We start from the raw sequence: 12432 nt of genomic DNA, 5'->3' as shown, positions 1-12432 counted from the left end.
CTATGGGTCGATGCGGCAAGACATCACGGCGCGGCCATCAGCTCGACCAGGTCGCGTTCGTAGGCCTTGAGCCGCCGTACCGCCTGCTCGCGCTGGGACGCGCTGGTGCGCTCGTGCAGCGCCGCCATGTTGCGGCAGCCCTCCTGCAGCAGCGCCCGTTGCCGGTCGCGAGCCGGCCCGGGCGGTGGGTCGGCGATGCGCTGCACGTAGGCATGGATGGCCGCGCGCGCTTCGGCCGGCGGCGTCTTCTCGGCCTGGAAGCGGCGCAACAGGGCGAGCGTCTCCTGCTGGCGCTTCCTGCGCTGGCTGTCGATCAAGCGCGGATCGAACGCCGACTGCGCCACCTGCTGCCTCAGCAGCTCGCGCTGGGACGGATCGAGCCGGCCATAGAAGTCCTCGTTGCGATCCAGCAGCAACTCGTAGCGCTTCTCCTGCCAGCGGGCGGGGCTGCGTTCGAGCCAGTCCTTGCCGTAGTCGGCATTGATCTTGGCGTACTTGCGCTCGAGCTGCTGCAACTGCGCTTCGCCCAGGCGCAGGGCGAGATCGGCGCCGGCGGGCTCGGCATGCTCCGCCACCGCCACCATGCGCGCTCGGACCTCATCGCCCATCTCGCAGGCCTGCGCCGGCGTGAAATCGCCGGACGCGAGGGCCTGGGCCTTCTGCAGCAGCGCGACGATCTTCGGCAACTCGTTCTGGCGATGCCAGGCCAGGAGCTGCACGAGCTCGTCGCGCACGCGCGGCGACTGCGCGTTGTCGAAGTCGAGGTAGCCGTCGAGCCACCAGTAGCTGAATGCGGGCAGGTTGTTGTAGGCCAGCTTGATCGCGCTGCAGGCGGCCAGCGCGGAGGCGACGAGCAGCACGCCGATAATTCGCGCCAGCTTTGCGCAACGCATCCGCATTCGGGAAAGAGGCATGAACAAGACTCCGCAGGACAACCAGGAACCGGTCGACGTCGTCATCATGGCGGCCGGAAAAGGCACGCGCATGAAGAGCAGCCTGCCCAAAGTGTTGCATCGATTGGGCGGGCGCGCACTCGTGGCGCACGTGGTCGACACCGCCCAGCGCATCGGCGCGCGCCACGTGGTGGTCGTGACGGGGCATGGCGCGACCGATGTCGAAGCCGCGCTCGAAAGCGGCGCGAGCGGCAGGGTGCCCCTGTTCGCGCGCCAGGTGCCGCAGCTCGGCACCGGCCACGCGATGCAGCAGGCCGCACCGCTCCTGCCCGACGACGGCACGGTGGTGGTGCTGTCGGGCGACGTGCCGCTGATCGGCGAGACCACCCTGCGCGCGCTGGTGGCGCAAAGCGGCGGGCGCCGGCTCGCGCTGCTCACGATCCGCGTCGACGATCCGACCGGCTACGGCCGCATCGTGCGGGCCCCTGCGGCCCAGGACGGCGACGGCGAAGTCCTGGCGATCGTCGAAGAGAAGGACGCGAACGAGGCTCAGCGCGCGATCCGCGAGATCTACAGCGGCGTGATGGCGGTGCCGGCCCAGCTGCTGAAGACCTGGCTCGCACGCCTGGACAACAAGAACGCGCAGGGGGAGTACTACCTCACCGACGTGGTCGGCTTCGCCACCATCGATGGCGTGCCCGTGGTCGCGCACCGTACCGACGACGCGTTGCAGGTGACCGGTGTCAACAGCCCGGCGCAGCTTGCCGCGCTCGAGCGGGCCTATCAGCTTCGCCAGGCCGATGCGCTGATGGCGCAGGGCGTGCGGCTCGCGGACCCGGCGCGCTTCGACCTGCGCGGCACCCTGGCTTGCGAATCGGATGTGGAGATCGACGTCAACTGCGTCTTCGAAGGCGCGGTGTCGCTGGGGGCGGGCGTGCGCGTGGGTGCCAATTGCGTGATCGCCAACGCGCGCATCGAGACCGGCGCGGTGATCCATCCCTTCACCCACATCGACGGCGAGAAGGCCGGCGTGACGGTCGGCGAGGGTTCGCGCATCGGCCCCTTCGCGCGGCTGCGGCCCGGTGCCCGCCTGGGCGCCGAAGTGCACATCGGCAACTTCGTCGAAGTGAAGAACTCGACGCTGGCTGCCGGTGCCAAGGCCAACCACCTGGCCTACCTGGGCGACGCCACGGTCGGCGCGCGCGTCAACTACGGTGCCGGCAGCATCACGGCCAATTACGACGGCGCCAACAAGCACCGCACGGTGATCGGCGACGACGTGCACGTGGGGAGCAACTGCGTGCTGGTGGCGCCGGTCACGATCGGCGCCGGCGGCACGGTGGGCGGCGGCTCGACCGTGACCAAGAGCACCGAGCCGGGCGCCTTGACGGTGGCGCGCGCGCGGCAGGTCAGCTTCGCGAACTGGCAGCGCCCGACGAAGGCGCCAAAGGACTGATCAGCAGAGGCACGCGCGAAGTGAATTTCGCCCGCTTCAAGCTGAAGAAGGCCTTCACGTTGCGCACATTGGCATCGCTGGTGAAGAGGCGCTGCGCGAGCGCCTGGTAGCCGGGCATGTCGCGCACGGTGGCAATCAAGACGAAATCCGGCCCCGGCGAAACCCGGTAGCACTGCTGCACGGCATCGTCCGGCGTCACGCGTGCTTCGAACGCGTCGAGGGCAGCGGCGTCCTGGCGATCCAGCGAGACCTCGATCACGGCGGTGAGCAGTGCGCCGACGCGCTCTGTGCTGAGGATCGCGACCTCGCGCTCGATCCAGCCAGCCTCGCGCAGCCGCCGCACGCGCCGGAGGCAGGTGGGGGCGGAGATGTTGAAGCGCTCGGCCAGCGACTGGTTGCTTTGGGAGGCATCCTGCTGCAGGGCATCCAGAAGCTGCAGGTCGATTTGATCTATGTCGATTGATTTCACATTGACGATAATAATGAAATAATAGTTTGTCCGTGAGTCGTAGTGAAATATTCATTCAAAATCAATTGAATATTGATCTAAAGTTACGCGACAAGACGCCTACGATCCCACCGACTTCAATTCCGTAGGAGCTTCTCCATGTGTGGCATCGTTGGCGCCGTTTCTGCTCGCAACATCGTTCCCGTGCTCGTGCAAGGCTTGCAGCGCCTTGAATACCGCGGCTACGACTCCTGCGGCGTGGCCGTGCATGCGAAGGGCCTGCAGCGCGCCCGCACCACGGCGCGCGTGGCCGACCTGCTGGCCCAGGTGCGCGACGACCGCATCGAGGGCACGACCGGTATCGCCCACACGCGCTGGGCCACGCACGGTGCGCCGGCGGTGCATAACGCGCATCCGCATTTCAGCCATGGGCCCGGCGCCGACGCGGAATCCGCGCGGCCCGGCCGCGTGGCGCTGGTGCACAACGGCATCATCGAGAACCACGAGGCGCTGCGCGCGGCCCTGCAGGCTAAGGGCTATGTGTTCGCAAGCCAGACCGACACCGAGGTCATCGCGCACCTGATCGACAGCCACTACGACGGCGATCTGTTCGAGGCCGTCAAGACCAGCGTGCGGCAACTGCAGGGCGCCTATGCGATCGCGGCGATCTGTCGCGACGAGCCGCATCGCGTGGTCGGCGCGCGCGCCGGTTCGCCGCTGATCCTCGGCGCCGGCAAGGAAGACGGCGAGAACTTCCTCGCCAGCGACGCGATGGCGCTGGCCGGCGTAACCGACCAGATCGTCTATCTCGAGGAGGGCGATGTGGTCGACATCCAGCCGGGCAAGTACTGGATCGTCGACCGTGCCCACAAGCCGGTCACGCGGCCGGTGCGCACCGTGCTCGCGCACAGCGGCGCCGCGGAGCTGGGGCCGTATCGCCACTACATGCAGAAGGAAATCTTCGAGCAGCCGCGCGCAATTTCGGACACGCTCGAAGGCATCGAGGGCATCGTGCCCGAACTCTTCGACGGTGCCGGCATAGACGGCGCGCCGGGTGCCGCCGCCTGGCGCGTGTTCCAGGACATCGACAAGCTGCTGATCCTCGCCTGCGGCACCAGCTATTACAGCGGCTGCACCGCCAAGTACTGGCTCGAAAGCATCGCGAAGATCCCGACCCAGGTCGAGATCGCGAGCGAGTACCGCTACCGAGATTCCGTGCCGGACCCGAAGACGCTGGTGGTGACCATCAGCCAGTCGGGTGAAACCGCCGACACGCTGGCGGCACTGAAGCACGCGCGCTCGCTGGGCATGGAGCAGACCCTCACCATCTGCAACGTCGCGACCAGCGCGATGGTGCGCGAATGCAAGCTGGCCTACATCACGCGCGCCGGCGTCGAGATCGGCGTGGCTTCGACCAAGGCCTTCACGGCGCAACTGGCGGGGCTCTTCCTGCTCACGCTCGCACTGGCGCAAGCCAAGGGTCGTTTGAGCGAAGCGGAGGAAGCGCGCTACCTGAAGGAGATGCGGCACATGCCGGTGGCGCTGCAGTCGGTGCTGGCGCTGGAGCCGCAGATCATCAGCTGGGCCGAAGACTTTGCGCGCAAGGAAAACGCGCTCTTCCTCGGCCGCGGGCTGCACTATCCGATCGCGCTCGAAGGCGCGCTCAAGCTCAAGGAAGTGACCTACATACACGCCGAGGCCTATGCCGCCGGCGAGCTCAAGCACGGCCCGCTCGCGCTGGTCACCAGCGAGATGCCGGTGGTGGCCGTGGCGCCCAACGATGCGCTGCTGGAAAAACTCAAGAGCAACCTGCAGGAAGTGCGCGCGCGCGGCGGCGTGCTCTACGTGCTGGCCGACGGCGACACGCACATCGAGAGCGGCGAAGACTTGCACGTGATCCGCATGCCCGAGCACTACGGTGCGCTGTCACCGATGCTGCACGTGGTGCCGCTGCAGCTGCTGGCCTATCACACGGCCTGCGCGCGCGGGACCGATGTCGACAAGCCGCGGAATCTGGCGAAGAGTGTGACGGTGGAGTAGGGGCGGACGTGGCGCCCGGTAGTAGTAGTAGTAGTAGTAGTCGCCGCGGTTCCTCGATGCCGGCGACTGTCTCCATGGAAACAGCGTTATGGGCGCGCGCTCTGTCCTAGGGCGAGCTCAGGACGCGCGTGCATGCGCCGGCGGCTTTCGTGCGGGCTTCGCCTTCGCTGGCTTTGGCGGTGCCCTTGCCGGGGCAGTCTTGGCAAGGACCTTGGCATCGTCCAGGGTTGGCACTACAATACAGAAATCTGTACTCGCGTCCTGCGACTCGCCAGCCCATGAAGACCACGCTCAACCTCAACGACACATTGCTGACTGAAGCCAAGGCGCTGGCGGTGCAGCAGCGTACGAGTCTGACGCGCCTGATTGAAGAAGGGCTCCAACTGCGCCTGCGCTCATGCCCGCCTCAAAAGAAATCCGTGCGCCTTCCCGTCTACCGAGGAAAGGGCGGCCTGGCCTCAGGGCTCGACGGATTGAGCAACAAGGCAATGTTGGACGCCGCCGACAGTGACGCCTGACGTTAACGTGCTGGTCGCTGCATCGCGTAGCGATCATCCGCACCATGCAGTGGCCCGCAGCTGGTTGGAAGAAGCCGTCGCCAGCGCAACTCAAGGAAGGCCACTGAAGCTGCAGCCGATGGTGATCGCGAGCTTTCTGCGGCTTGTGACGCATCCGAGGATATTCGTGAACCCGACGCCGACGACCGAAGCCTTGCGCTTCGTGGACGTGCTGTTGGCCGCACCGGGTGTCGAGCAATCCGCACTCGGCGCCGAGTGGACTGCGCTCCGCAAGCTGTGCGCTGACAAGGCACTCGGTGCGAACGACATACCGGATGCTTGGCTGGCTGCTGCGGTCATCCATCAAGGCGAGCATTTGGTCACGTTCGACGGCGACTTCAAGCGGCTGCTATCGCGAGCGCAGTTCACACGACTCGCGGCGTAGCGTGGCCGCCAAGCCAATCTTGCTATGTCGGAGGAGCGAGGATGCTTCTATGTGCAGGCTCGAAAATGTCCACAACCTGCTGTTGCTTAGTCAAAAATATCCGCAACCTTAGGAAAATTACGGTAGTAGTACTTGTGTTCCTTGCCATTAGTGTCTGAGACATGCCATTAGTGTCTGAGACATGCCATTAAAGTCTGAGACGCGGCATTAAAGTCTGAGACATCGAGCCGCAGCGAAGGGCCGCTTTGCTGGCGGCATGCTCCGGTTGCCTCTCCGTCAGGCAGGCCCACACACTTCAGGGGAACTCATGTTTGACCACGTCAAATTCGGAGTCAGCGACTATGCCGCGAGCAAAGCGTTCTTCCTCAAGGCACTCGAGCCGCTCGGCGTAGCTGTTGTCTCGGAGGGGCCCCCGACGGACGGTGTCGAGCTTAGCCCAAAGGGTAAGGCTTCATTGTGCCTGTACCAAACCGAGGAGAAGCCGGCGCATCTTCACCTGGCGTTCACGGCCGAGAATCGCCAGCAAGTCGAAGCTTTCTATCGCGCGGCTCTGGAGGCGGGCGGCAAGGACAATGGTGCGCCTGGTCTGCGCCCGCACTACCACGCGAACTACTTTGCAGCTTTCGTCATTGGTCCGGACGGGCACAACATCGAAGTGGTTTGCAACGAACCCGAGGCCTAAAACCCCATCGAGGGGACGTCCACAAGCGGGCTTTGCTCACTTGCGGCCGCCCCTCATGTCAAACGTTGAAAGTCTGCTTCCAGTCCTCATAGAAGCGGACATTCCGCTCTCTGGCTCGGCTTGTCTCAAACTTTGGTGCACACCTCGGCATCCGGGGCGTCGAATGGCAAAGCCTGTCCCAGACTTTCGCGGCGAAACCTGGCCCGGCACTGCCCCGCGTCCGTGTCTCAGACTTCATTGGCGCGGAACAGGAGGGCAGATTTCGACATGAGGCTGAAGTTCGCGGATGAGAACTGGATTCTTTCACAGGAATGTAGTTCGGCCCGCCCCTTCTGTGAGCGCATGGCTCGCTCATCCATGGTCACAGTCCGCGCTTCTGGAATTCTTCGCCCGCAATCCGCGTCGCGCCTTGTACCACCGGAAAGCCGAAGTAGGCCACCATGTTCAGGAGCGTCTCGACGATTTCCTCGCGGCTGGCGCCGACGTTGAGCGCAGCATTGATGTGCACACGCAAGGGCGTTTCCGTCGTCTGGGTCGCGCGACCTGCCAGCGCGGCGCAGGCCGTCAGCTCACGCGTCTTCGGATCGAGTCCGGGACGACAGAAGATGTCGCCATAGGAATGCTCGACGATCATCTGGCCGATCTCGGGCGCCACGTCCTCGAAGCTGCGGACAACGGCTTCGCCCGATCCACCCGAGGTCGCGGCGAGCGCGGCAAGCCCGCGCTCCCTTCTCCGGGCCCCGTTCTCCGCGCTGGGCTTCGGGCCCTGAACGGCAGAATCGACAGCGGGCAGCTCATCACGCTCCTCGAATGCTTGTGCGGCGACACCGAATGCGTTCAGCGCGGCAGGGAAGCCGGCATAGACGCTGACCTGGATCAGCGCTTCGATGATTTCGTCCTTTGTGGTGCCGACCTTGAGGGCGCTCTCGAGATGGAGGCGCAACGCATCCTGGCGGTTGCCGACCGTTGCCAGCATGGTCGCGATGACGAGATGCTTGGTCTTGTTCTCGAGCCCGCCGCGCGCCAGCACATCTCCAAACGCGAACTCGATCGACCATTGCGCCAGTTCGGGCGAGATGGCCTCGAACGATGCAAGATGGTCCGAGGGTGGACCTTGCATGAGCTCGCCGAACGCCTTGAGACCGCGCGCGTACCGGCTGCTGCCAGCATCGGGTTCCGGCAGCATCGGAGAGAACGGGGTGGACCGATCCGCAAGAATCTGGCGAACGATCCCGATCGTGTTGATCGCCGCCGGAAAACCAAGGATCGCCGTGGCGATGAACATGACTTCCACGAGATCCTGAGCGCTGCCTCCGACATTCAGCAGACCTTCCATGTGAAATCGCAGCTGAGGCTGAACGGATCCCTGAGCGATGAGCGAGCCCACGTTGCAGAGCTGTCGAAGCCGAAGATCAAGCCCGGGGCGCGAGAGAACGTCGCCGTAGGGATAATCGACAGTGAAGCGCGCCATGTCCGGCGATACGCGTGCAAGGCGGCCGATCGGGCCGTCGTACTCGGGCCCGCCGATCTGCCGAAGAACGGCCAGGCCCCGCGCGTGGCGCGCCTCTGCATCATCGGAACGCGGCGCATCGTTGTCCGATGCGGTCTTGCCGTTGTCGTTGGTCATCGAGATTCCTTTGTGATCAGCTCGTCACTTGCCTTCGAGCATCCGAACAGATGTCCTACGCAACAATGGCGGAGCAAGTTGAAATGCGGTGGGCGGCCGAGCAAGTTCAATAGGGACTTGCCGTCGGCCGAACGATGATTTCGCTGGTATCGACGTCGTCGGGTTGGTCGATGGCGAAGGCCACGGCTCTCGCGATCGCATAGGGCGAGATCGAGATCTGCCTGTAGCCGCGCATGACTTCGCGCGCGCTCGCGTCCGAGATGCTCTCGGCGAGCTCCGACTCGGTGACGCCAGGGGAGACCACCGTCACGCGGATATCACCGCCAACCTCCTGGCGAAGGCCCTCCGAGATCGCCCGCACGGCGAACTTGGTCGCGCAGTACACCGCGGCCGTCGGAGACACCGTGTGCCCCCCGATCGAAGCCATGTTGATGAACTGTCCGCTGCCTTGCGCCCGCATCCGGGGCAGGCCCGCGGCGATGCCATGCAGGACGCCGCGGATGTTGACGTCGATCATCCGGTCCCATTCGTCGACCTTGGTCTCTTCGAGGGGCGACAGCGGCATGACCCCCGCATTGTTCACGATGACATCGACGCGGCCGAACTCGCGCGTGGCGAATTCAACGAACGAATCGACGTCCTCGCGCTTCGTCACGTCGACTGCGCGAAAGCGGGCCTGTCCGCCTTCGCGGGTGATTGCCCCGGCGATGGATTCCAGCTTTTCGGTTCGGCGAGCGCCCAGCACGACGCGAGCGCCGCGCTCGGACAGCAAACGCGCGGTGGCCTCGCCGATTCCGCTGCTGGCGCCCGTGATGACCACGACTTTTCCTTCAATTCCAGACATGACTGCTCCTAGGGTGGTGGGTTGAATCCATGCGCTGTTGCAGGGATGAGATGAAGTCTAGGAACGAGGGACGGGAGAGCGGTATGCCAATTCCGGCCCATCCTTGCCTAATCCTCGCCAGTGCGAACCTTCTTACCAGGGTTGCGTGGTGGGCAGCACGAAGACCTCCGCCACATTCACGTGCTTCGGCGCCTTCAGCGCGAACAGGATCGTGTCGGCGATGTCCTCGGCCTTGAGGAAGGTCATCTGATCCTTCAACTGCTCCATCTGCGCGCGGTACTTCTCGTCGGAGATGTGCTCGAACAGCTCGGATTCGACAGCGCCCGGTTGAATGCAGGTGACGCGGATGTTGTGCTTGGGTGCAACCTCCAGCCGCAGACCCTCCGAGAACGCGGTCACCGCGTGCTTGCTGGAGCAGTAGACCGCGAGGCCCGGGAACACCTTGCGCCCGGCGATCGAGGAGGTGTTGACGATGTGCCCGCCGCCCTGCTTCTTCATGTACGGCAGGACCTCTGCCGTCGTGTTCAGCAGGCCCTTGACGTTGACGTCCATCATGCGGTGCCATTCGTGCGTCTTCAGGCTCTCGACGTCCGAGATCGGCATCAGGCCGGCGTTGTTGAACGCGATGTCGATCGCGCCGTAGGTGTCGGCCAGCTTCTTGACGCCGGCGGAGACTGCCGCAGGATCGGTGACGTCCATGGCGATCGCCACGGCCTCGCCACCCGCAGCGCGGATCTCGGCAACGAGCTGCTCCAGACGGTCCAGACGGCGGGCGGCAACGCCCACCTTCACGCCGTTGGCCGCCAGCTTGCGCGCGGTCGCGGCGCCGATGCCGCTCGAGGCGCCAGACACGAGTGCGACTTTTCCATTGAGTTCCATGACAGTCCTTTTCCATTCATCAAAGTTGAGGTTTGCGTGCCTCAACGATCAAGCTGTCGAGAAGCGTTGAACTTCGCCGGGCACGGGATGAATGGTCGCGGCGATGCGCTTTTCGAGCGCTCGCTGCCTTGCGGACCCTGTCGGGGTTTTGCTGTCGGAGCAGCGGCGGTCAGGCTTGCCCGCGGTACTCGCTCGGCGCGACGCCGACTTCGCGCTTGAATACCTGTGCGAAGTGGCTCGGACTTGCGTAGCCCACATCGAGTCCCACCTCGATCACCGGCTTGCCGGTCTCGCGAAGAAGGCGGCGCGCCCTGTCGACGCGCAGGCGAATGAAGTATCGGGAGGGGGAGAAACCAGTGGTCTTCTTGAACGCTCTGCAGAAGTGGAACTCGCTCAGGCCTGCGGCGCGTGCCAGGGGCTGCAGGCGGAATTCCTCGCCCAGGCGCTCTTCGAGCATGGCGATGATGCGATGGAGCTTGAATGCGGGCAGCCCGCCGCGTGGGGCGGGCGGGCGCCGGCCGGCGTCGGGATAGGCGCGAACCAGGTGCACGGCCAGGCCCTGCGCCAGGCCCTGGACCATCAGCGTGCTCGGCTGACGGTGGCCCATGAGCTCGCTGCGAATCTGACCGAGAAACATCGAGAGTGTTGGATCGTTCGCCCCGGACACCTCCCTCAGGGCAAGCTCAACCTGGTCTGCGCCGTGGACGTCGCGCACTGCGCGTTTCATGACGTCGAATCCCAGGTAGATGTGCATCACCTGGAAGGGCTCCTTTCCTTCGGTCGTCCATCGCAGTTCGCAAGGCTTGGGCGAGGTGGTCAGGAAGAAGTCTCCGGCGCGCACCCGGCTGGCCATCCACCGCCCCCCGAGTTCGCGCTCCTCGACGACAGCGCTTCCCGACAGCACCCACACGATGAGCGGCTCGGGAACCGCCGGGATGATCAGGCTCTCCTGGACGGGCCGGCGAAGGAAGACCTGCACCAACAGATCTTTCCACGGCCGCCCCTTGCTGCTGGCGAGCAGCTCGCCGGGCACGCGTTCGTCGAGCGCTTCGGCGGAGGATCGTTCCTGCAGGGGCATCGTTCGGTGAAGGGTGAGTGCTGCCAGCGCCCTTCAAATCGGCCAGGCGCGCCGGGAATAGGGCGAATGCTACTTCCGAGCGCCGAATGAGCGGCGCGCTACGGCACCAAAATGGCTGACCCCGAGCGACGACGAGCGGCAATGTCGTCATGCGCATGCGCTGCCTCTGACAGCGAGTAGCGCGTGATGTCGATCTGCCCGAACGTACCGGCTCGAAGCGCGTGGAACGGATACACCTAAGAGCCTGCCGGCCCGATGATGCCGACGCGAATCTTCTTGCTTGCGTCGTTGGTCATGGTGGTCAACCGAGATCACTTCGCGCGCGGCAGAACTGACGAGAAGCTGTAGCGGGCGATCTTCCATTGCCCGCCCGTCTTGCGCAGCAGGAACAGCTCCTGGTTGCTGTCCGGAATCTCGGCGCCGTTGGCAACGATCTTGACGGTACCGCTCGAGGTCGTGCGCAGCATGGCCCACTCCGGCGACAGCAGCTTCGCCTCGGCGATCTGGAACTTCAGCTTCAGCGCGATCGCCTGGAAGACGCCGGCATAGGCCTCGCGCAGCACCTTGGTGCCGATGGCCGTCGGGCTCTCCGGCGCCATGAACACGCCATCGTCCGTGTAGAGCTGCACGGCAGCATTCACATCGCCGGTGTTCAGCGCGTGCTCGTACTTGTTCAGCAACTGCTCGATTTCGGCCCGCTGGCCGGCCTGCGCCGCTCGACGGCTGGGCCTGGGCGCTGGGCGCCACGGCTTGAAGAGCAAGGCAAGCAGCTGCGACAGCCCAAGAGGTCTTCATCATGTTCAATCCTTGTGTTGACGCGGCGATTCGCGCGGAATGAACAATAGGGATCGGGCCTCGGTCGCACTAGCCGGTGCGGGCTCAAATCACTTTCTCGCCACTGAGAAGCTGACAGCTGCGGCGGCCTTCACGGCAAGGGATGGGCTTCGAAGTAGCTCACGCAAAAGTCCTTGAAGGCACGCACCAGCGGCGACAGGTTTCTGTTGCTGGGGAACGCGACGCTCAGCTTGGCGCTGGCGAACCGCCACTCGGGCAGCAGCTCCACCAACCGGCCTTGCTGCAGCGCCGCCTGGCACAGAAAGCTGGGCAACTCCGAGACGCCCCGCCCGCTGACCAGGCCCTGCAGCACGCTCGCATAGTCGTTGAGCACCAGCCGCGGCTCCGGCTCGATGCGCACCGACTCGTGCTCGCGGCTCAGCGTCCACGCGAGCGGTCGCTCCCAGCGGGCGAATGCGAGCTGTACATGCGAAGCCACGTCTTCCGGTCGCGTCACCGACTCGATGCGAGCCAGGTAGTCCGGCGAGGCCAGCAACCGCGGCCGCTGGACGGCGACGGTGCGGGCGACGACGCTGCTGTCGCGATTGCTCGGCTGACCACCGCGAATCGACAGGTCGATGCCGTCGGCGATGTAGTCGATGTAGCGTTCGGTCACCAGGCAGTGCACCGTCACCTGGGGATAGCGCTGCTGGAAGGCGGCTGACCAACGGAACGACCGCCAAGTCGGACATGCTCGGCGGGATCGAGA

Annotated in this window: 12 protein-coding genes and 1 pseudogene; 5 read left to right on the top strand and 8 right to left on the bottom strand. The window is 65.0% G+C overall.

What is annotated here, in order from left to right:
* Nucleotides 1-23: 23 nt before the first annotated feature.
* Nucleotides 24-914 carry a DUF6279 family lipoprotein gene (locus ACSQ89_RS24470; protein WP_436295709.1) on the bottom strand — a complete coding sequence of 297 codons (891 nt, stop codon included), beginning with the start codon at nucleotides 912-914 and terminating at the stop codon, nucleotides 24-26.
* On the opposite strand from ACSQ89_RS24470, the gene glmU reads away from it, so the two are divergent.
* Nucleotides 913-2349, top strand: a complete 1437-nt coding sequence (gene glmU / locus ACSQ89_RS24465; RefSeq protein ID WP_436295708.1) for a bifunctional UDP-N-acetylglucosamine diphosphorylase/glucosamine-1-phosphate N-acetyltransferase GlmU — start codon at nucleotides 913-915, stop codon at nucleotides 2347-2349. The genes ACSQ89_RS24470 and glmU overlap by 2 nt on opposite strands.
* Here glmU and ACSQ89_RS24460 read toward each other — a convergent pair.
* Nucleotides 2303-2818, bottom strand: a complete 516-nt coding sequence (locus tag ACSQ89_RS24460) for an Lrp/AsnC family transcriptional regulator (RefSeq protein WP_436295707.1) — start codon at nucleotides 2816-2818, stop codon at nucleotides 2303-2305. The genes glmU and ACSQ89_RS24460 overlap by 47 nt on opposite strands.
* Before the next feature lie 138 nt (nucleotides 2819-2956).
* Here ACSQ89_RS24460 and glmS point away from each other — a divergent pair, with 138 nt between their 5' ends.
* The 4 genes from glmS (at nucleotide 2957) to ACSQ89_RS24440 (ending at nucleotide 6461) form a co-directional block, all read left to right on the top strand.
* Nucleotides 2957-4837 (top strand): glutamine--fructose-6-phosphate transaminase (isomerizing), encoded by a 1881-nt coding sequence (gene glmS / locus ACSQ89_RS24455; protein ID WP_436295706.1) that lies wholly within the window; start codon nucleotides 2957-2959, stop codon nucleotides 4835-4837.
* Between the two features lie 278 nt (nucleotides 4838-5115).
* The gene (locus ACSQ89_RS24450) at nucleotides 5116-5355 is read left to right on the top strand and encodes a DUF6364 family protein (protein ID WP_436295705.1); all 240 of its coding nucleotides are present in this window, start codon (nucleotides 5116-5118) and stop codon (nucleotides 5353-5355) included.
* 7 nt (nucleotides 5356-5362) lie between these two features.
* The gene (locus ACSQ89_RS24445; protein ID WP_436295704.1) at nucleotides 5363-5779 is read left to right on the top strand and encodes a TA system VapC family ribonuclease toxin; all 417 of its coding nucleotides are present in this window, start codon (nucleotides 5363-5365) and stop codon (nucleotides 5777-5779) included.
* A 307-nt stretch (nucleotides 5780-6086) separates the two neighbouring features.
* Nucleotides 6087-6461, top strand: coding sequence for a VOC family protein (locus ACSQ89_RS24440; RefSeq protein WP_436295703.1), 375 nt, complete (start codon nucleotides 6087-6089; stop codon nucleotides 6459-6461).
* Between the two features lie 361 nt (nucleotides 6462-6822).
* On the opposite strand, the gene ACSQ89_RS24435 is transcribed toward ACSQ89_RS24440, so the two are convergent.
* The 6 genes and pseudogenes from ACSQ89_RS24435 to ACSQ89_RS24410 form a co-directional block, all read right to left on the bottom strand.
* Nucleotides 6823-8088 carry a carboxymuconolactone decarboxylase family protein gene (locus ACSQ89_RS24435; RefSeq protein ID WP_436295702.1) on the bottom strand — a complete coding sequence of 422 codons (1266 nt, stop codon included), beginning with the start codon at nucleotides 8086-8088 and terminating at the stop codon, nucleotides 6823-6825.
* A 106-nt stretch (nucleotides 8089-8194) separates the two neighbouring features.
* Nucleotides 8195-8932, bottom strand: coding sequence for an SDR family oxidoreductase (locus tag ACSQ89_RS24430; RefSeq protein WP_436295722.1), 738 nt, complete (start codon nucleotides 8930-8932; stop codon nucleotides 8195-8197).
* Nucleotides 8933-9064: 132 nt separating this feature from the next.
* A complete protein-coding gene (locus ACSQ89_RS24425; protein WP_436293405.1) occupies nucleotides 9065-9811 on the bottom strand; it encodes an SDR family oxidoreductase in 747 nt (248 codons plus the stop codon).
* Nucleotides 9812-9980: 169 nt separating this feature from the next.
* Nucleotides 9981-10889: a helix-turn-helix domain-containing protein gene (locus ACSQ89_RS24420; RefSeq protein ID WP_436293406.1), complete on the bottom strand. Its 909-nt coding sequence runs from the start codon at nucleotides 10887-10889 to the stop codon at nucleotides 9981-9983.
* A gap of 311 nt (nucleotides 10890-11200) precedes the next feature.
* A complete protein-coding gene (locus tag ACSQ89_RS24415; protein WP_436293407.1) occupies nucleotides 11201-11650 on the bottom strand; it encodes a YybH family protein in 450 nt (149 codons plus the stop codon).
* Between the two features lie 164 nt (nucleotides 11651-11814).
* Nucleotides 11815-12378 (bottom strand): annotated as a pseudogene (locus ACSQ89_RS24410) (substrate binding domain-containing protein); the annotation flags it as partial.
* Nucleotides 12379-12432: the final 54 nt, after the last annotated feature.

The organism is Variovorax sp. LjRoot175, from assembly GCF_964253805.1.
Classification (GTDB): domain Bacteria; phylum Pseudomonadota; class Gammaproteobacteria; order Burkholderiales; family Burkholderiaceae_C; genus Variovorax.
Note: the sequence above shows the minus strand (reverse complement) of the source record. Positions and strands in the feature narration are given on the sequence as shown.

Bases quoted from the DNA above. Each gene is read 5' to 3' on its own strand.
- glmU (WP_436295708.1), top strand. From the start codon at position 913: ATGAACAAGACTCCGCAGGACAACCAGGAACCGGTCGACGTCGTCATC.
- ACSQ89_RS24470 (WP_436295709.1), bottom strand. From the start codon at position 914: ATGCCTCTTTCCCGAATGCGGATGCGTTGCGCAAAGCTGGCGCGAATT.
- glmS (WP_436295706.1), top strand. From the start codon at position 2,957: ATGTGTGGCATCGTTGGCGCCGTTTCTGCTCGCAACATCGTTCCCGTG.
- ACSQ89_RS24450 (WP_436295705.1), top strand. From the start codon at position 5,116: ATGAAGACCACGCTCAACCTCAACGACACATTGCTGACTGAAGCCAAG.
- ACSQ89_RS24440 (WP_436295703.1), top strand. From the start codon at position 6,087: ATGTTTGACCACGTCAAATTCGGAGTCAGCGACTATGCCGCGAGCAAA.
- ACSQ89_RS24435 (WP_436295702.1), bottom strand. From the start codon at position 8,088: ATGACCAACGACAACGGCAAGACCGCATCGGACAACGATGCGCCGCGT.
- ACSQ89_RS24430 (WP_436295722.1), bottom strand. From the start codon at position 8,932: ATGTCTGGAATTGAAGGAAAAGTCGTGGTCATCACGGGCGCCAGCAGC.
- ACSQ89_RS24425 (WP_436293405.1), bottom strand. From the start codon at position 9,811: ATGGAACTCAATGGAAAAGTCGCACTCGTGTCTGGCGCCTCGAGCGGC.
- ACSQ89_RS24420 (WP_436293406.1), bottom strand. From the start codon at position 10,889: ATGCCCCTGCAGGAACGATCCTCCGCCGAAGCGCTCGACGAACGCGTG.